This is a genomic window from Rhodococcus triatomae, from assembly GCF_014217785.1.
Classification (GTDB): domain Bacteria; phylum Actinomycetota; class Actinomycetes; order Mycobacteriales; family Mycobacteriaceae; genus Rhodococcus_F; species Rhodococcus_F triatomae.
Window position 1 is genome coordinate 1,110,314 of the sequence record NZ_CP048814.1, and the last position, 15,850, is coordinate 1,126,163.

The 15,850-nt window shown below is 67.7% G+C and carries 21 protein-coding genes; 6 read left to right on the forward strand and 15 right to left on the reverse strand.

Translation table 11 applies throughout. The features are described 5' to 3' along the window. Window positions 1-21 precede the first annotated feature (21 nt). The 3 genes from G4H71_RS05180 (at window position 22) to mscL (ending at window position 1,698) form a co-directional block, all read left to right on the forward strand. Window positions 22-327, forward strand: a complete 306-nt coding sequence (locus G4H71_RS05180; RefSeq protein ID WP_072738039.1) for an FmdB family zinc ribbon protein — start codon at window positions 22-24, stop codon at window positions 325-327. A gap of 93 nt (window positions 328-420) precedes the next feature. Then, window positions 421-1,125 (forward strand): SAF domain-containing protein, encoded by a 705-nt coding sequence (locus G4H71_RS05185; protein ID WP_072738040.1) that lies wholly within the window; start codon window positions 421-423, stop codon window positions 1,123-1,125. A gap of 129 nt (window positions 1,126-1,254) precedes the next feature. Further along, window positions 1,255-1,698 carry a large conductance mechanosensitive channel protein MscL gene (gene mscL, locus G4H71_RS05190; RefSeq protein ID WP_072738041.1) on the forward strand — a complete coding sequence of 148 codons (444 nt, stop codon included), beginning with the start codon at window positions 1,255-1,257 and terminating at the stop codon, window positions 1,696-1,698. Window positions 1,699-1,719: 21 nt separating this feature from the next. Here mscL and G4H71_RS05195 read toward each other — a convergent pair whose 3' ends face one another. From G4H71_RS05195 to mrf, 15 genes are all read right to left on the reverse strand, one after another. After that, a complete protein-coding gene (locus G4H71_RS05195; RefSeq protein ID WP_072738099.1) occupies window positions 1,720-2,649 on the reverse strand; it encodes a DUF368 domain-containing protein in 930 nt (309 codons plus the stop codon). A 242-nt stretch (window positions 2,650-2,891) separates the two neighbouring features. Next, complete coding sequence (locus G4H71_RS05200) at window positions 2,892-3,560, reverse strand: MspA family porin (RefSeq protein WP_072738042.1); 669 nt, start codon at window positions 3,558-3,560, stop codon at window positions 2,892-2,894. 78 nt (window positions 3,561-3,638) lie between these two features. Continuing rightward, window positions 3,639-4,250 (reverse strand): MspA family porin, encoded by a 612-nt coding sequence (locus tag G4H71_RS05205; protein WP_072738043.1) that lies wholly within the window; start codon window positions 4,248-4,250, stop codon window positions 3,639-3,641. Window positions 4,251-4,494: 244 nt separating this feature from the next. Further along, the gene (locus tag G4H71_RS05210; protein ID WP_072738044.1) at window positions 4,495-5,181 is read right to left on the reverse strand and encodes an MspA family porin; all 687 of its coding nucleotides are present in this window, start codon (window positions 5,179-5,181) and stop codon (window positions 4,495-4,497) included. Between the two features lie 93 nt (window positions 5,182-5,274). Beyond that, window positions 5,275-5,889: an MspA family porin gene (locus tag G4H71_RS05215; protein WP_072740410.1), complete on the reverse strand. Its 615-nt coding sequence runs from the start codon at window positions 5,887-5,889 to the stop codon at window positions 5,275-5,277. Window positions 5,890-6,161: 272 nt separating this feature from the next. Beyond that, on the reverse strand, window positions 6,162-6,830 hold the full coding sequence (locus G4H71_RS05220; RefSeq protein WP_072740406.1) for an MspA family porin: 669 nt from the start codon (window positions 6,828-6,830) through the stop codon (window positions 6,162-6,164). Window positions 6,831-6,919: 89 nt separating this feature from the next. After that, complete coding sequence (locus G4H71_RS05225; protein ID WP_072740410.1) at window positions 6,920-7,534, reverse strand: MspA family porin; 615 nt, start codon at window positions 7,532-7,534, stop codon at window positions 6,920-6,922. A 637-nt stretch (window positions 7,535-8,171) separates the two neighbouring features. After that, window positions 8,172-8,657 (reverse strand): MogA/MoaB family molybdenum cofactor biosynthesis protein, encoded by a 486-nt coding sequence (locus tag G4H71_RS05230; protein ID WP_174561813.1) that lies wholly within the window; start codon window positions 8,655-8,657, stop codon window positions 8,172-8,174. A gap of 74 nt (window positions 8,658-8,731) precedes the next feature. Further along, window positions 8,732-10,150, reverse strand: a complete 1,419-nt coding sequence (locus G4H71_RS05235; protein WP_072735945.1) for a S1C family serine protease — start codon at window positions 10,148-10,150, stop codon at window positions 8,732-8,734. Window positions 10,151-10,300: 150 nt separating this feature from the next. Next, window positions 10,301-11,812 carry a HAMP domain-containing sensor histidine kinase gene (locus G4H71_RS05240; protein WP_072735946.1) on the reverse strand — a complete coding sequence of 504 codons (1,512 nt, stop codon included), beginning with the start codon at window positions 11,810-11,812 and terminating at the stop codon, window positions 10,301-10,303. Beyond that, window positions 11,812-12,498 carry a response regulator transcription factor gene (locus tag G4H71_RS05245; RefSeq protein ID WP_072735947.1) on the reverse strand — a complete coding sequence of 229 codons (687 nt, stop codon included), beginning with the start codon at window positions 12,496-12,498 and terminating at the stop codon, window positions 11,812-11,814. Before G4H71_RS05245 ends, G4H71_RS05240 begins: the two co-directional genes overlap by 1 nt. 68 nt (window positions 12,499-12,566) lie before the next feature. Then, window positions 12,567-13,175, reverse strand: coding sequence for a trimeric intracellular cation channel family protein (locus G4H71_RS05250; protein WP_072735948.1), 609 nt, complete (start codon window positions 13,173-13,175; stop codon window positions 12,567-12,569). A gap of 92 nt (window positions 13,176-13,267) precedes the next feature. Further along, entirely contained in the window at window positions 13,268-13,441 is a 174-nt protein-coding gene (gene rpmF, locus G4H71_RS05255) for a 50S ribosomal protein L32 (protein WP_072735949.1), read from the reverse strand. A gap of 1 nt (window position 13,442) precedes the next feature. Beyond that, window positions 13,443-13,727 (reverse strand): type B 50S ribosomal protein L31, encoded by a 285-nt coding sequence (locus G4H71_RS05260; RefSeq protein WP_072735950.1) that lies wholly within the window; start codon window positions 13,725-13,727, stop codon window positions 13,443-13,445. 13 nt (window positions 13,728-13,740) lie between these two features. Then, complete coding sequence (gene mrf, locus G4H71_RS05265; RefSeq protein ID WP_072735951.1) at window positions 13,741-15,021, reverse strand: ribosome hibernation factor-recruiting GTPase MRF; 1,281 nt, start codon at window positions 15,019-15,021, stop codon at window positions 13,741-13,743. Window positions 15,022-15,125: 104 nt separating this feature from the next. Between mrf and rpmB the strand changes: the two genes are divergently transcribed. The 3 genes from rpmB to rpsN are packed head-to-tail and all read left to right on the forward strand — an operon-like array spanning window position 15,126 to window position 15,840. After that, a complete protein-coding gene (rpmB, locus tag G4H71_RS05270; protein ID WP_072735952.1) occupies window positions 15,126-15,362 on the forward strand; it encodes a 50S ribosomal protein L28 in 237 nt (78 codons plus the stop codon). A gap of 3 nt (window positions 15,363-15,365) precedes the next feature. After that, window positions 15,366-15,530, forward strand: a complete 165-nt coding sequence (gene rpmG, locus G4H71_RS05275; protein WP_072735953.1) for a 50S ribosomal protein L33 — start codon at window positions 15,366-15,368, stop codon at window positions 15,528-15,530. Between the two features lie 4 nt (window positions 15,531-15,534). Next, on the forward strand, window positions 15,535-15,840 hold the full coding sequence (gene rpsN / locus G4H71_RS05280; protein ID WP_072735954.1) for a 30S ribosomal protein S14: 306 nt from the start codon (window positions 15,535-15,537) through the stop codon (window positions 15,838-15,840). The last annotated feature ends 10 nt before the right edge of the window (window positions 15,841-15,850 follow it).

Consider the following 15,850-nt stretch of genomic DNA (forward strand, 5'->3'; position numbering starts at 1 on the left):
AGCCAGTGTGGAGGTAGCGCAGTGCCCACCTATTCCTACGCGTGCACCGAATGCGACAACCGCTTCGACATCGTGCAGTCGTTTTCGGACGACTCCCTGACGGTCTGCCCGGAATGCACCGGGAAACTGCGCAAGCTGTTCAACTCCGTCGGCATCGTCTTCAAGGGCAGCGGCTTCTACCGCACCGACAGCCGTGGCAGTTCCGGCACGGCGAGCGAACCCGCCAAGTCCGACGCCGGCTCGTCCTCCTCCTCGGAGAGCTCGGGCAGCTCCTCCGGCACCTCCACCCCGGCTGCCTCGGCACCCGCGAAGGCCGCCGCGAGCTGACTCCCCGGCCGGGGTTCATCCACAGGTTTTTCCTATCCACAGCCAAGCGGCTCATGCCGCCACGCGGTGGCGGCGTGGACCTAGCGTGTGGCCATGCCACCCACTCACTCCACGCGTCCGGCCACGCGGAGCCTCGAGCCGAACTGGGCTGATCGTGTCTCGCTGCTGTGGCAGCCGGCGAGGGGACGCGGCGTCCTCGCCCGCAGGGCGGCCGCCGGAGCGTGCGTCGTCGCGGCAGCCGTCCTGCTCGTACGAGGCGATCCGAGTGCCGAACACCTCTCCGTCGTCGTCGCGGCCCGCGATCTGCCGTCCGGCACGGTTCTCACCGCCACCGATCTGCGCACCGCCTCCCTGGCCCGCTCCGCGGTCCCGGACGGCGCAGTGACCGCCGTCGAGGACACCGCCGGGCGCACGGTGGCGGGCCCGATCCGAGCCGGGGAAGCCCTCACCGATGTCCGGGTACTGGGGCCACGACTGGCCGCCGCGGCCGTCGGCAGCGACGACGCCCGCATCGTGCCCCTCGAACTCGCGGACGCCGCCGTCGCCGACGTCCTGCGCGAGGGCGACGTCGTGGACGTCCTCGCGGTCGCCCAGGGAGCCGGTGGCGACCGGAGCGGCACCCTCCCCGACCCTGCGGCCACACTGCTCGCGTCCGGCGCCGTGGTCGTGCTGGTCAATCGCCCGGAAGGCGACCGCGGAGGGAGGGAGAGACTCGTCCTGCTGGCGCTCCCGCGCGAGAAGGCCCACGCCGTCGCCGTGACGTCCTTGACTCACGCCGTCACCGTCACGGTGCAGTGACGCTCACCACTTCCGGGTAGACCGTCCCGTCCGACCAGCCCGATCCGGCACTATTCCTCCTTTACTCTTCTGTTCAGACCGACGTTCCTGTTCGAGAAGAACTGTTTCCGACCCGAAGGAGATACCGGCATGCTGAAAGGCTTCAAGGACTTCCTGCTCCGTGGCAACGTGCTGGACCTGGCAGTAGCGGTCGTCGTCGGTGCCGCGTTCACCGCGATCGTCACCGCGTTCACGACCAACATCGTCAATCCGCTCATCGCGGTTCTCGGCGGCGACAACGAGATGGGCTGGGGATTCCAGATCCTCGGCGACAATCCCGCGACGTTCGTGAACATCGGCGCGGTGATCACGGCGGCCGTCAACTTCGTCATCATCGCGGCGGTCGTCTACTTCGTACTGATCGTTCCTGCCAATGCGGCGAAGAAGCGCTTCACGAAGCCCAGCGAGAAGGCCGTGTCGGACACCGACCTGCTCACGGAGATCCGCGACATCCTCAAGACCGGCGCCGCGAACGCCCAGCAGACCGGCGCGCACGCCAAGGTCGCGGACACCCCGCCTCCGCCGAGCATCTGACGCGAGCGGGCCGCGCCGGAATCAGGGGACGAGCTGAGGCTTCCGCTTGGTCGCGGCCCGCCGGGCCGCGACCAGCATGACCACGACGAGCGCGAAGCCGACCGCCATGAGACCGAACGTGGCGAGATAGTCGCCGTCGGGCGCACGGAGATCGCGGCTGTCACCGTCATCCCACGGCTGGTAGGGCCACAGCGCGCGGAGCGAGCCGACGAGAAGGCCGGTCATCACCACCAGCGTGATGTGGTGATGGTGCTCGAGGAGCCATTGGAGCAGCTTGACGAACACGGACAGCCCCAGGACCGCGCCGAGGGCGAACAGGCCGATGTAGCCGAGATCGCGGTCGTTGAGCGCGTTCAGCGTCACGGTGTACATCCCGAATCCGACCAGCAGGAAGGATCCGGAGAGGCCCGGCATCGCGAGTGCGCACACGGCGATCGCGGCCACTCCCACGATCATCCAGGGAGCGGGGTCTTCGACCTCGGACGGCGGCATCCCGAAGACGAAGAACGCGGCGACCGCGCAGGCTCCGGCGAGCGCGTAGTCCAGCCCCGACCATGTCCGTCCGGACTGGGTGTACGGGATGTAGATCGAGGCGAGCACGAGGCCGAAGAACAGCGCATACGACCGTTGCGGGTGATCCTCGACGAGCGGAGCGACGACCTGGGCCGCGATCACCAGCATGCTGAGCATCCCGACCACCACGCACACGACGAACGGCCAGTCCACCCGGCGGAACTCGCCGCGTGCCCGTTCCGTCCCCTGTCCGCGGGGAACGTCGGTGACGAGCAGCCGAGCACCGCTCACGAAGTGGCCGACAGCGGAGATCAGCTGGTCGTACATGCCCGTGATGAGTGCCACGGTCCCGCCGCTGACTCCGGGAATCACTTCCGCTGTTCCCATGAGTCCGCCGCGGACCAGATTGAGCGCGTGTGTGCGCGTGCCGTTCGCCATCCGGAACACCGTAGACGGCGGTCGCGGAATCCGAAAATGTGCCCGATCGGCGGTTCGTTCGATTGCTCACGTTCGTCCAGCTAGCGCGCCCGTACCCGACGGATCCGGGCACTCCCGGTGTGAGATAGATCGCGCGGGTCCCGGTGCACGGATCGGCGAACGCGCCGGGCCGGGCACACGACGACGCGGGGGGCGCGCGCACTCGGCGCGCACCCCCCGCGTCAGGGTGTGACTGTGTTTTCTCAGCCCAGGCTGAAGGGCTGGCCGTACAGCGTGACGGTGCTCGACACCGAATCGGTCGAGACGTCCACCTTCACGTACGAGCGGGCCTGTGCGTACCCGGCGCAGCCGGAGACACCGAAGGTCTCGTCCGCGTAGGTGAACCCACCCCGGTTGCCCTCGAAGTCGAAATCACTCTTGTACGCCTCGGAGCCGTAGCTGTCCTCGTACTCGATGTCGAGGATGGACACCGCCGTCGCCTCACCCGGCCCGATGGTGAGTCCACCGGAAGCGCCCGCCGAGGGCGCGGGCGTTCCCCAGTCCTCGGATTCGCCACCGGCCTCGCCACCGGCCTCGGCGCCGAAGCTCAACTGGCAGGCCACGATGTAGCCGGCATCGATGGAACCGCCCTCGGCGGTATCGCCCGACAGGGTGACGTCGATGCTGCCCGAGGCCCACACGTTGCGATGCAGCGGAGTGGAACCCATCGACGGGCTGATCAGGGCCGAGTTCCCGGTCTGACGCACCGTCACCACCGTGCCGTCGAGCAGCGTCTGGGTGATCTCACCGTCCTGCAACGGGACGAAGGTGTCGGCATGAGCCGCACCGGTCGAGAAGAGACCGATCGCGACGGTGGCGGAGCCCACCACCGCAGCGGCCTTGGCGCCGTGGCGCAGGGTCTTGCTGTTCATTGTTCCCCTTCAGGATTCGAGGTCGCGGAACGCGAGTAGCGCGAGGTCGCGAGAGTTGACTGGCGTGAGCGTGGGCGATCAGCCGATGCTGAAGGGCTGGCCGTACAGCGTGCCCTTCACGTAGTGGTCACCCGGGACCTCGACCACGGTGTACGCGCGGGCCTGGGCGTAGCCACCGCAACCCTGCACCTCGATCTCGGCATCCTTGTACTGGATGGCGGACACGCCTTCGGACAGGTCACTCTTGCTCTTGATCTTGGCGAACTTCACCTCGCCGGGGGCGATCGGCAGGCTCAGCGAACCCGACAGATCCGCACCGGTCAGCGAGAGACCACCGCTCAGTCCGGCCTCGAGGCCGGTGATGTCGACCTGGCAGCCGACGATGTATCCCGTGGTGAGGGTTGCACCCTCAGCACCCTGGACGTCCGCGAAGACGTCGCCCGTCACCCACGCGACCCGGCCGGCGCCGTTGGCCGCCAGGGACGGGGAGATCAGAGCGCTCTCGGCGTTGCGCGCGATCTTGACGCTGACGCCGCCCCCGTTGACGATCCTCTCGCCGCCGGGCAGTGGCACGAAGGTATCGGCATGGGCAGCACCGGTGGACATCAGACCCAGTGCCATCGCTGCAGCGGCACCGAGACCTGCGATGCGGGCGGAGCGGCGCAGGCCGGACTTACGGTTCTCGCTCATTCGTTCCCCTCATCAAGCGCTCGCGCCCCGACCTTCGGAGCGGGAGTTCAACTCGTGATGGGGAGAAGGTAGTTGAAACGTTGTTCGATCGAGACCCCAGAACGCTCGTTTAACAATCCCTTTACGTGATCGACCCACAGCGTGACGGCTTTGTGACCCGATGTAACGAAACGGGAGGTGTGCAGCGTGAGCTGCACACCTCCCGAGGCGGTGAAATCCGGGGCGACCCCGGTTGCCGGTCCGATCAGCCGAGGCTGAAGGGCTGTCCCCACAGGGTGACGTTGCCGTCGACCGAGTCGGTCGAGACGTTGACCTTCACGTACGAGCGGGCCTGGGCGTACCCGGCGCAGCCGGAGACACCGAAGGTCTCGTCCGCGTAGGTGAAGCCACCGCTGTTACCCGTGAAGCTGAAGTTGCTCTTGTTCGCCTTGGCGCCGTAGCTGTCCTCGTACTCGATGTCGAGGATCGACACGGCCGTCGCCTCGCCGGGCCCGATGGTTATTCCCGCGCCTGCATTGGCCTTGGGATCCTGGACGCCAGCTTCCCATCCTTGCTGCGCGTTGCCTACAGCCTGTTCGGCTCCACCGTTCACACTGCCACCGAAATTCAGCTGGCAGGCCACGATGTAGCCGGCATCGATGGTGCCGCCCTTGGCCGACCCACCCGACAGGGTGACGTCGACGGTGCCCGAAGCCCACACATTGCGGTGCAACGGAGTGGAACCGAGCGACGGATTGATCAGAGCGGTGTTCCCGGTCTGCTTGACGGTCACCACCGTGCCGTCGAGCAGCGTCTGGGTGACCTCACCGTCCTGCAACGGGACGAAGGTGTCGGCATGAGCCGCACCGGTCGAGAAGAGACCGATCGCGACGGTGGCGGAGCCCACCACCGCAGCGGCCTTGGCGCCGTGGCGCAGGGTCTTGCTGTTCATTGTTCCCCTCGAGGGTTGCTCCCCGGGACGATCGGGATCTCGTACGAGACCGAAGGCGCCGGAAGAGAAGTGTGGATAGCGAAGTGAGAGTGATCAGCCGATGCTGAAGGGCTGGCCGTACAGCGTGCCCTTCACGTAGTGGTTACCGGGAACCTCCACCACGGTGTAGGCGCGGGCCTGGGCGTAGCCGCCGCAACCCTGCACCTGGATCTCGGCATCCTTGTACTGGATGGCCGCGACACCCGGCTCCTTCAGCTTCTTGCTCTTGATGCTCGCGAATTTCACCTCACCCGGCTTGATCGGCAGGCTCAGCGAACCCGACAGATCCGCACCGGACAGCGACAGGCCGCCGCTCAGCCCGGCCTCGAGACCGGTGATGTCCACCTGGCAGCCCACGATGTACCCGGTCTTCAACGTCGCTTCCTCGAAATCGCCCTGGACGTCGGCGAACACGTCGCCCGTCACCCACGCGACCCGGCCGGCACCATTGGCCGCCAGCGACGGAGAGATCAACGCGCTCTCGGCATTGCGCGCGATCTTCACGGACACATCACCGGCATTCACGACACGCTCGCCACCGGGCAGCGGCACGAAGGTGTCTGCATGCGCAGCGCCGGTGGACATCAGGCCCAGACCGACGGCTGCCGCAGCGCCGAGACCCGCGATACGGGCGGAGCGGCGCAGACCGGACTTACGGTTCTCGCTCATTCGTTCCCCTCATCAAGGGCTCGTCGCCCCGACCTTCGGGGCGGGAGTTCTACCCTGTGATGGGGAACAAGTTAGCTGAAACAACATCTGAATGTTACCCCTACGTTGCACATTCCTTTGCGGTGAGAGATCCCGTTGCCCAGGCGTGACATGCGGTGGCCGACATAGAACGAGGTCGGGGGTGTGTGACGTCGTCACATACACCCCCGACCTCGTCGGAGAAATTGTTCGGTTGTGGCGAGCGTCTCGCCGCATTCCTGTAACGAATCCGATCAGCCGAGGCTGAAGGGCTGTCCCCACAGGGTGACGTTGCCGTCGACCGAATCGGTCGAGACGTTGACCTTCACGTACGAGCGAGCCTGGGCGTACCCGGCGCAGCCGGAGACACCGAAGGTCTCGTCCGCGTAGGTGAAGCCACCGCTGTTGCCGGTGAAGCTGAAGTTGCTCTTGTTCGCCTTGGCGCCGTAGCTGTCCTCGTACTCGATGTCGAGAATGGACACCGCTTTCGCCTCGCCGGGCCCGATGGTGAGACCCGCGGAAGCCTCAGCAGAGGGCGCGGGGTCGCCCCACTCCTTGGATTCGGCACCCACCTCGCCACCGGTCTTGGCACCGAAGCTCAGCTGGCAGGCCACGATGTAGCCGGCATCGATGGTGCCGCCCTTGGCCGACCCACCCGACAGGGTGACGTCGACGGTGCCCGAAGCCCACACATTGCGGTGCAACGGAGTGGAACCGAGCGACGGATTGATCAGAGCGGTGTTCCCGGTCTGCTTGACGGTCACCACCGTGCCGTCGAGCAGCGTCTGGGTGACCTCACCGTCCTGCAACGGGACGAAGGTGTCGGCATGAGCCGCACCGGTCGAGAAGAGACCGATCGCGACGGTGGCGGAGCCCACCACCGCAGCGGCCTTGGCGCCGTGGCGCAGGGTCTTGCTGTTCATTGTTCCCCTCCGGGGGTGTCGCCGCTGACGCGGACGGGAGTGTGACCGCTGACGCGGACGTGGTCGAAGATGCTGTTACGCAACAATTCTCAGCCGATGCTGAAGGGCTGGCCGTACAGCGTGCCCTTCACGTAGTGGTTACCGGGAACCTCCACCACGGTGTAGGCGCGGGCCTGGGCGTAGCCGCCGCAACCCTGCACCTGGATCTCGGCATCCTTGTACTGGATGGCCGCGACACCCGGCTCCTTCAGCTTCTTGCTCTTGATGCTCGCGAATTTCACCTCACCCGGCTTGATCGGCAGGCTCAGCGAACCCGACAGATCCGCACCGGACAGCGACAGGCCGCCGCTCAGCCCGGCCTCGAGACCGGTGATGTCCACCTGGCAGCCCACGATGTACCCGGTCTTCAACGTCGCTTCCTCGAAATCGCCCTGGACGTCGGCGAACACGTCGCCCGTCACCCACGCGACCCGGCCGGCACCATTGGCCGCCAGCGACGGAGAGATCAACGCGCTCTCGGCATTGCGCGCGATCTTCACGGACACATCACCGGCATTCACGACACGCTCGCCACCGGGCAGCGGCACGAAGGTGTCTGCATGCGCAGCGCCGGTGGACATCAGGCCCAGACCGACGGCTGCCGCAGCGCCGAGACCCGCGATACGGGCGGAGCGGCGCAGACCGGACTTACGGTTCTCGCTCATTCGTTCCCCTCAAAGGATGTCTAACTCTTTCCCGGCCGGTCTGACCGGGCAGTGGTCCGTAACGGGCCCAGCGCAGTATTCACAGTCTCGATGACCGCAGCGTGAATTCACGATGATCACAGGATGATTACCGACCCGGCAGGACAGTAACGGCGAGGTAGAGGATCGGGCAACTGAAGAATTCACGTCGATTGCGGTGACATGGCACACAGTGGGGTTCCCGAGGGGTGAGTTCCCGAGGCCACCAGCGGTTTTCCCGAGATCAGGGCCCTGCGAGCAGTGCCGTATACCGGTTGTTCACCAGAATGTTCCGGGGAACGTGAGAAAAATTCATCCGGATCTCAACAATTGCACTCTCGGCGCTTTTCGTATGCTGATATTCGAATGACGCGACATTGTCCGAATCAGCACCGAAACCGCGGCTTCCGGGAGCTCACCCGTGGTGTGGAGGAACCTGCCGTCGCAGCCAATCGTCGCCGTCGCCGGCCTCCCGGTCGTTGCCACGCTCGTCCGACGTCGTCTCCGGCAGGACGTCACCGAAGACACGAGCGAGCCGGGCCCGATCGATTCGGGCCCGGCTCTTCTCCTCCGGATCGGTGTCCGCTGAGTGCGGTGCGGGGGTCGGCTCCGGTATCGGTCAGCCCTCCAGGCCGGAGAGTTCGGCGATCACGTGGCTGGCGAGCAGGGTCAGTGTCGCCATTCCGTCGCGCACGGCGGGCCGGGACGAAGCGAGATTGACCACGAGTGTGCTGCCCGAGACACCGGCGAGCCCTCGGGACAGACCCGCATCGAGCGAACCCGCCGACAGCCCCGACGAGCGCAGCGCCTCCGAGATTCCCGGGATCTCCCGGTCCAGGATCTCGGCGGTGACGTCGGGCGTGACGTCACGAGCGGAGACACCCGTGCCACCCACCGAGACCACGAGATCCACTCCGCCGATCACCGCCGTGTTCAACGTGTTCCGGATCGCGACCTCGTCCGCGGCGACGGCGACGATGCCGTCGACGAGGAACCCCGCCTCACCCAGCAGTTCGGTGACGAGCTGACCGATCGAGTCGGTGTCGGGGCGATCGTCGACGATCACGACCAGGGCACGTCCGGCAGTCGCGGCTTCAATCTCCATGATCCCTACCGTAGCCGGTAGCACCCCGACAGATTCCGTCTGTGCTCCCGATCGATCGACCGTGTGGAGATCCATCAGCGTCCTCCCTGGCTCTCGGCGGTTCCGAGGGTGACGTCCACCGTCTTCGGGTTGTTCCCGTTCGTGTCCGTGTACGTCACCGAGACGTTCTCCCCGGGTGCGTGGGACCGGATCGTCGCGATCAGCGAATCACCGCTGTCGATGGTGCGGTCGTCGACCTTGGTGATCACGGACCCCTTCGGGATGCCCGCCCTCTCCGCGGGGCTCCCGGGCGTGACCTCGACGACGGTGGCACCGTTGGCGTTGTCCCGGTTGGGAACCTGGACGCCGATGATCGCCTGGGTCGCCTTACCGGTCTCGATCAGCTCGTTCGCGATCCGGGAGGCCTGGTCGACGGGGATCGCGAAGCCGAGCCCGATCGACCCGCTCTGTGCACCGGTACTCCCGCCGCCGACGGTGGCGATCGCGGTGTTGATGCCGACCAGCCGGCCGTCCATGTTCACCAGCGCACCACCGGAGTTGCCGGGGTTGATCGCGGCGTCCGTCTGCAAGGCGTCGATGACCGTGTTCTGGTTACCTGCCTCACCGCTCGTCGACACCGGCCGGTTCAGGGCCGAGACGATCCCCTCGGTGACGGTGCTCGCCAGACCGAGCGGCGAACCGACCGCCACCACCTGCTGACCCACCTGGACGTTCGCGGACGTGCCGAGTTCGATCGGGGTCAGGTCCGTCTTTCCGCTCGCCTTGACGACCGCCAGGTCGGACACCGGGTCGGCACCGACCAGCGTCGCGGGGGCCTTCGTGCCGTCGGAGAACGCGACCTGCAGCTCGCCACCGTCGGCCGCGGCACCCACCACGTGATTGTTCGTGAGGATCAGCCCGTCACCGGAGAGGACCACGCCCGATCCCTCGCCGCCTCCGCGGGGCCCGGCGACCTCGATCTGCACCACGCTGGGCACCACCTTCTGTGCCACTGCCTGCACCGAGCCCTCCGGCGCGTTGGCGGTGGGCTGGGCTTCGCCGCGTGGCGCGTTCAGGGAGCTCGTCACCTCCGCCCCCGATCCACTCCCGGACGCGAGCCCGCCGACGTAGCCGCCGATACCGCCGGAGACCAACGCGAGAGCGACGACCCCCGCCACCAGGGCGGTGCGTCCACGCGCCGGGCCACCCTGCGGAGCATTGCCCGCCGGGGGCGGCGGGGGCAGTGTTCCACCGGGTCCACCGGGTCCACCGGGTCCACCGCCGGTGGGTTGGCCCAACTGCCCGGGGTAGGGGCCGAAACCGGAAGTATTCGGCGATCCCGCGTACCGTCCCGGCGCCGGGTACCCGGGCTGCCACTGCTGCTGCTGGTGATAGCCCTCGGGAACGCGAGGCATCTGCCCCTCGGGAACGCGAGGCATCTGCCCCTCGGGAACCCGAGGCATCTGCTCGGTGGGGGGATTCTGGTGGTCGTCTCGGCTACGTTCGTCCGTCATCGCTTCGCTTTCGTCTCCACGCGACCCGGTCGGACGCCGGTCGCACTCTCGTCTGTACCCAGAATGCCGCGCCGGACTGAGAGCGTCCTGAGACCCAGCTGTCGGTTCACCGACAGTTTCCCGACGCACCGTGTCGGCGCGGCTCGGGCGTCAGCGTGGCTCGGGGGCCCCCGGCAGCACGATCCGCACGAGTGCTCCGCCGCGCTCGGAGACGTCGACGGCGATGGTTCCGCCGTGCTTGACGACGACCTGGCGGACGATCGCGAGCCCGAGCCCCGATCCCGGCATCGACCGGGACGCGGTGGACCGGTAGAAGCGGTCGAACACCAGCTCGCGGTCCTCCTCGGGGATACCCGGTCCGGCATCGTCGACGGTGAGTTCGAGCAGCCCGTTGCCGAGGGGCCGGGTCGCCACGCGTACCTGTTCCCCCGGCGGGCTCCACTTGGCGGCGTTGTCGAGCACGTTGAGCACTGCGCGGGACAGCCCGGAATGGTCGCCGTACACGAACCACGGCACCGTCGCCGCGGTGAAGTCGATCTCGTTGCGCCTGCGCCGGGCACGCTCGAGAGACCGCTCCACGACCTCGCTGAGATCGACCAGCTCGTACACGGTTTCCGGAGCATCCTCACGGGCCAGGTCCACCAGGTCCCCGACCAGGGTGGACAGTTCCTCAATCTGCGCCATCACATCGGTACGCAGTTCGGCCATGTCCTCGTCCGGAACGTGCGGGGCACCGGGGCGCGAGGAGGCGATGAGCAGCTCCATGTTCGTCCGCAGGGACGTGAGCGGAGTGCGGAGTTCGTGCCCGGCATCCGCGACGAGTCGACTCTGCCGCTCGCGGGACTCGGCCAGTGCCCGGAGCATCGTGTTGAAGCTCTCGGTGAGGCGGGCCAGCTCGTCGTTTCCGGTGACCGGGATCGGCGTCAGGTCGTCGGTACGGGCAACCCGCTCGGCGGCGGCCGTCAGCCGCGCGACGGGACGCAGCCCGGTCCGCCCCACCGTGGTACCCGCGGCCGCGGCGAGCACCACCCCCCAGCCGCCGACGACGAAGAGCACCCAGGCCAGCCGGTCCAGCACGGCCCCGGTCGGTGCGAGACGTTGCGCGATGACGAGGGTGCTGCCGTCGTGCGTGCGTTCGGCGAGCACCCTGCGGCCCTCGACGGTACGCAGCGAACTGGGCAGCTCGCCGCGAGCCACCGCCAGCTCCGGATCGCCGATCGGGACCGTCGACCCGGGAGGAGCATAGGTGTCCAGATTCGGGAAGATCAGTGCCACACTGACATCCGTCGTGTACAGCGTCGCCCCGGCGACGTAGCGCGGATCGAACGTCACCAGATTGCTGTCGATCAGGGACGACGCCCGGTTGCGCAGTTGGTTGTCGACGTCGGCGTACAGGGCCCGCGAGACGACCGCGTACGCGGCGATCGCCATCACCGCCACCGCGATCGCCACCACCGACGCGGCGAGCAGTGTCACCCGCCAGCGCAGCGAGATCGTCCGTGTCAACGGCATGGGCGGGCGCATCTCGTGGATCGGACGCATGGGGGCCGGCGGTGGCAGACCCGGCACCTGCGGGCCCGGTGGCGACGGGAAGTGGGCGGGCGGGTTCGCCGGAGCGTTCCTGCCGTTCGCTGCACCGCCGCGGTGGAAGGGGCCGGCCATCACGGAGGCGTCTCCCGCAGCACGTAGCCGACGCCGCGGACGGTGTGGATCAGCCGTGGTTCGCCGTCGGCCTCGGTCTTGCGCCGCAGATATCCGACGTACACCTCCAGGGCGTTGCCCGAGGTCGGGAAGTCGTAGCCCCACACCTCCTCGAGGATCCGGCTACGGGTCAGCACTCGCCGAGGGTTGGCCATGAGCATCTCCAGCAGGGAGAACTCGGTACGCGTGAGACTGATGGGACGTTCGCCGCGGGTGACTTCACGGGTGACCGGGTCGAGGGTGAGGTCCTCGAAGACGAGCGCTTCCGAATCCTCGTCCGGATCCGGCCCGGCACGACGCAGCAGTGCCCGCAGCCGGGCCAGCAGTTCTTCCAGCGCGAAGGGCTTGGGCAGATAGTCGTCCGCACCGGCATCGAGCCCGGCGACCCGCTCGGACACCGAGTCGCGTGCGGTGAGGACGAGGATCGGCAGGTCGTCGCCGGTGCTGCGCAGCCGCCGGCACACCTCGAGGCCGTCGAGGCGCGGCATCATGACGTCGAGGACCAGAGCGTCCGGCCGGGACGCGGCGATCTGCTCGAGCGCATCGAGCCCGTCGACGGCCAGTTCGACCGTGTAGCCGTTGAAGCTGAGCGAACGTCGGAGGGACTCGCGGACGGCCCGGTCGTCGTCGACCACCAAGATACGCATACCCGACAGTGTGGCTGCTCCGACTGAGATGTGTCTGAGAAGGGCGGTGCCCGAGAAGGGCCGTGGGGTCATTCCGGAATCCGCGGCCCCGGCAGACTCCAGTGCCGCCACAGCGCGAGCAGCCGCAACGTCGTGGCGAACACGGTGCCGACGACGAGCGCGATGTTGTTCGGTGCTCCCGATTCGGACACCGCCACCACCAGTGCGGCAGCGATCAACGCCGGAACGGCGTACAGATCCTTCTGCAGCAGCAACGGCACCTCGTTGACGAGAACGTCGCGGAGCACTCCGCCGCCGATGGCCGCGGTGCCGCCGATCAGACAGGATGCCAGCGGGCCCGCACCGTGGTCGAGGGCGATGACCGCACCGGTGCTGGCGAACAGGCCCATCCCCACCGCGTCGAGGACCAGGATCTCGCGGCGGAGCCGGTGCACCGCGAAGTGCACGTAGAACACCAGCAGCGAGATCCCGAACGCGGTGCCGAGGATGGGCCAGCTTCCCAGCGCGGTGGGTGGATGGATGCCGAGCAGGACGTCACGGACGATGCCGCCGCCGACCCCGGTGAAGACGCCGACGACGCACACGCCGAAGATGTCGAGCCGCTTCGTCACTCCCACGAGAGCGCCGGAGGCCGCGAATGCCGCGATACCCACCAGCTCGAGGATTCTCAGCAGCACCTGCTCAGCCTCGCACGGACCCGGCGCGTCCGGTCGCGACTCGGCCGGCTGCGAGAGCCCGAACTACGCGAGAGTGCGGCGGACGCCGCGACTCACAGCTCGTCGGGATCCACCAGTCCCAGCCGGACGGCCTTCACCAACCGGCGCGGCACCCGGTAGGAGGCACCACCGACCTTGACCTCCACGAGATCCGGCGCGGTGGCCTTCCACTGGGAACGCCTGCTGCGGGTGTTCGACCTCGACATCCGCCTCTTGGGTACTGCCATGTCACTGTCCTCCCTGCGTGTCGCGCCGCGGCGGCGCGACTCTCCTGCCGTAGCGGCGCTCGAACTTCTCCACCCGTCCGGCCGTGTCGACCAGACGGTGCGCTCCGGTCCAGAACGGATGCGAGTCACTCGTCACGTCGACGACGACCAACGGGTACGTGTTTCCGTCCGTCCACTCGACGGTGCGATCACTGGTGATCGTCGACCGGGTGAGGAACGCCTTCCCGGTGCTGCCGTCCTTGAACACCACCGGATGGTAGTCCGGGTGACCGATGCTCTTCTTCATTGTCCGACCTTTCTCATTCTGTGCCCTTGCGGTCGCTCTCGCCGCGAGTGAGCTCGCTCGGCGAGTACGGCGAGTCCACGGACTCGCACGGGTCGGCGTGGAACCGGCCGAACGGGTCCTCCCAGTCGGCCCACCCGGCCTCGTCCGCCCACTCCTCGTCGGTGACCAAGGCCCACTGCAGGGCCCGGTCGATCTCGGTCGGGTCGGCGGCATGCACCAGCACCACCATCGACGTGTGCCGGTCGCCGAACCTCTCGGTCCAGCCGAGCGCGGCCAGTGCCCGCCGAGCGGTGGGCTGCCGGTCCTGTTCCTCCGGTGTCATCGCGGCGAGCCAGCGGTCGGCGCTCTCGACCCGCAGCCCCTCACCTGCCGATTCCAGCCACAACGCCGCATCGGGCTGCGTCGCGACCCACACCCGTCCGCGGGCACTGACGACCCCGTCGAGCAGGACGTCGATCGCCTCGTGCAGGCGACCCGGATGGAACGGGCGTTCGGCCGTGAACTCGACGAGCGCGACGCCGAAATCGTTGGTCAACGGTGGTTGCCCCCGCAACAGGGGATCGAAGGCGCCGGAGATCTCCCCGCGCCGCGAGGTCGGCGGGATCCGGTTCAGCAGCTTCTCCACATCGGGCGTATCCCCCCAGACGACGGGAGCCCCTGGCGCGAGCCGGGTGAGCACCGCATGCAACTTCGCCTGTTCCCAGCCGTCCCCGGCGACGCCGTTCGCGACGAGGGCGTCCGCGAACGCGACCTGCCCCACCACGATCTGCGCGACCGTGCGGTCGTCGTCGATGTCGTCACCGCCGGTGGCGTCGGCGAGCCACGTCGCTGCGTCGAGGCACGTGACGACCGCCTCGATCCGCACGTCGCGCTCCACCGGGCCGTCCACCCGACCGGTGACGTCGGCGACGACGACGTGCCGGATCGCCCAGCTGAGCGCTTCCGGTTCGAGTTCGGGATCCATCTGCAGGACGATGCGCCGGACCGAACTGCGCTGATGGAGCCGGGCGAGCAGCGGCAGCACGTCCTCGCGCAGGGTGCACGAGACGCAACCGTGCGCGAGCTCGAGGATCTCCGTCCGCGAGACCGGTCTTCCGTCCTCGATCGTGCGCAGTGTGCGCACGACGATCCCTTCCCCGAGCCGACCGAGGTCGTGGTGCACGACGGCCGTGCCCGGGGTCAGGAGTGAGGTCGCGGCCCCGCCGGTGTCGCCACTCCACCCGGCGATCAGGACCAGCGGGGTGCGGGTGTCGGCGTGTCCACTCACGATCCACCTTTCGACAATGGTTGTCATTACTGAATGGAGACGTTACATTGACACGTCGGCTTTGTCGAAAACGATTGTCGTTATGTGTAGGTGGAACCTCCGCCGACGACCGGGCCGGGAAGGGGATACACATGTCAGCGCACTGCCAGGTGACCGGCCGCCGGCCGGGATTCGGCAAATCCGTCTCGCACTCACACAAGCGCACCAACCGGCGCTGGAACCCGAACATCCAGAAGAAGACGTACCTGCTCCCCAGCGAGGGACGACGGATCACGCTCACCCTGTCCGCGAAGGGCATCAAGACCGTCGACCGGGACGGCATCGAAGCCGTCGTCGCGCGGATCCGGGCGCGCGGAGAGAAGGTCTGAGCCGTGGCACGCAACGAATTGCGCCCCATCGTCAAGCTCCGGTCGACCGCCGGGACCGGGTACACCTACGTGACCCGCAAGAACCGTCGCAACGACCCGGACCGACTGGTGCTGAAGAAGTACGACCCGGTGGTTCGCCGGCACGTGGACTTCCGCGAGGAGAAGTAGAGACATGGCCAAGAAGTCCAAGATCGCGAAGAACGAGCAACGCAAGGTCGTCGTGGCCCGCTACGCCGAGCAACGAGCGGAGCTCAAGGAGATCATTCGCAAGCCCACGACGAGCCCCGAGGATCGCGCGCGAGCACAGGCGGCACTGCAGCGTCTGCCGCGCGATGCGAGTCCGGTACGATTGCGTAATCGAGACGCTGCGGATGGACGTCCGCGCGGCCACCTCCGGAAGTTCGGGCTCTCTCGCGTGCGTGTGCGCGAGATGGCCCACCGGGGAGAGCTGCCAGGCGTCCACAAGTCGAGCTGGTAAAGGAAGTTTG

What these genes read in the sequence shown, in the direction of transcription:
- G4H71_RS05185 (WP_072738040.1), top strand. Translation starts at nt 421, where the DNA reads ATGCCACCCACTCACTCCACGCGTCCGGCCACGCGGAGCCTCGAGCCG.
- mscL (WP_072738041.1), top strand. Translation starts at nt 1,255, where the DNA reads ATGCTGAAAGGCTTCAAGGACTTCCTGCTCCGTGGCAACGTGCTGGAC.
- G4H71_RS05195 (WP_072738099.1), bottom strand. Translation starts at nt 2,649, where the DNA reads ATGGCGAACGGCACGCGCACACACGCGCTCAATCTGGTCCGCGGCGGA.
- G4H71_RS05200 (WP_072738042.1), bottom strand. Translation starts at nt 3,560, where the DNA reads ATGAACAGCAAGACCCTGCGCCACGGCGCCAAGGCCGCTGCGGTGGTG.
- G4H71_RS05205 (WP_072738043.1), bottom strand. Translation starts at nt 4,250, where the DNA reads ATGAGCGAGAACCGTAAGTCCGGCCTGCGCCGCTCCGCCCGCATCGCA.
- G4H71_RS05210 (WP_072738044.1), bottom strand. Translation starts at nt 5,181, where the DNA reads ATGAACAGCAAGACCCTGCGCCACGGCGCCAAGGCCGCTGCGGTGGTG.
- G4H71_RS05215 (WP_072740410.1), bottom strand. Translation starts at nt 5,889, where the DNA reads ATGAGCGAGAACCGTAAGTCCGGTCTGCGCCGCTCCGCCCGTATCGCG.
- G4H71_RS05220 (WP_072740406.1), bottom strand. Translation starts at nt 6,830, where the DNA reads ATGAACAGCAAGACCCTGCGCCACGGCGCCAAGGCCGCTGCGGTGGTG.
- G4H71_RS05225 (WP_072740410.1), bottom strand. Translation starts at nt 7,534, where the DNA reads ATGAGCGAGAACCGTAAGTCCGGTCTGCGCCGCTCCGCCCGTATCGCG.
- G4H71_RS05230 (WP_174561813.1), bottom strand. Translation starts at nt 8,657, where the DNA reads ATGGAGATTGAAGCCGCGACTGCCGGACGTGCCCTGGTCGTGATCGTC.
- G4H71_RS05235 (WP_072735945.1), bottom strand. Translation starts at nt 10,150, where the DNA reads ATGACGGACGAACGTAGCCGAGACGACCACCAGAATCCCCCCACCGAG.
- G4H71_RS05240 (WP_072735946.1), bottom strand. Translation starts at nt 11,812, where the DNA reads ATGGCCGGCCCCTTCCACCGCGGCGGTGCAGCGAACGGCAGGAACGCT.
- G4H71_RS05245 (WP_072735947.1), bottom strand. Translation starts at nt 12,498, where the DNA reads ATGCGTATCTTGGTGGTCGACGACGACCGGGCCGTCCGCGAGTCCCTC.
- rpmF (WP_072735949.1), bottom strand. Translation starts at nt 13,441, where the DNA reads ATGGCAGTACCCAAGAGGCGGATGTCGAGGTCGAACACCCGCAGCAGG.
- G4H71_RS05260 (WP_072735950.1), bottom strand. Translation starts at nt 13,727, where the DNA reads ATGAAGAAGAGCATCGGTCACCCGGACTACCATCCGGTGGTGTTCAAG.
- mrf (WP_072735951.1), bottom strand. Translation starts at nt 15,021, where the DNA reads ATGACAACCATTGTCGAAAGGTGGATCGTGAGTGGACACGCCGACACC.
- rpmB (WP_072735952.1), top strand. Translation starts at nt 15,126, where the DNA reads ATGTCAGCGCACTGCCAGGTGACCGGCCGCCGGCCGGGATTCGGCAAA.
- rpsN (WP_072735954.1), top strand. Translation starts at nt 15,535, where the DNA reads ATGGCCAAGAAGTCCAAGATCGCGAAGAACGAGCAACGCAAGGTCGTC.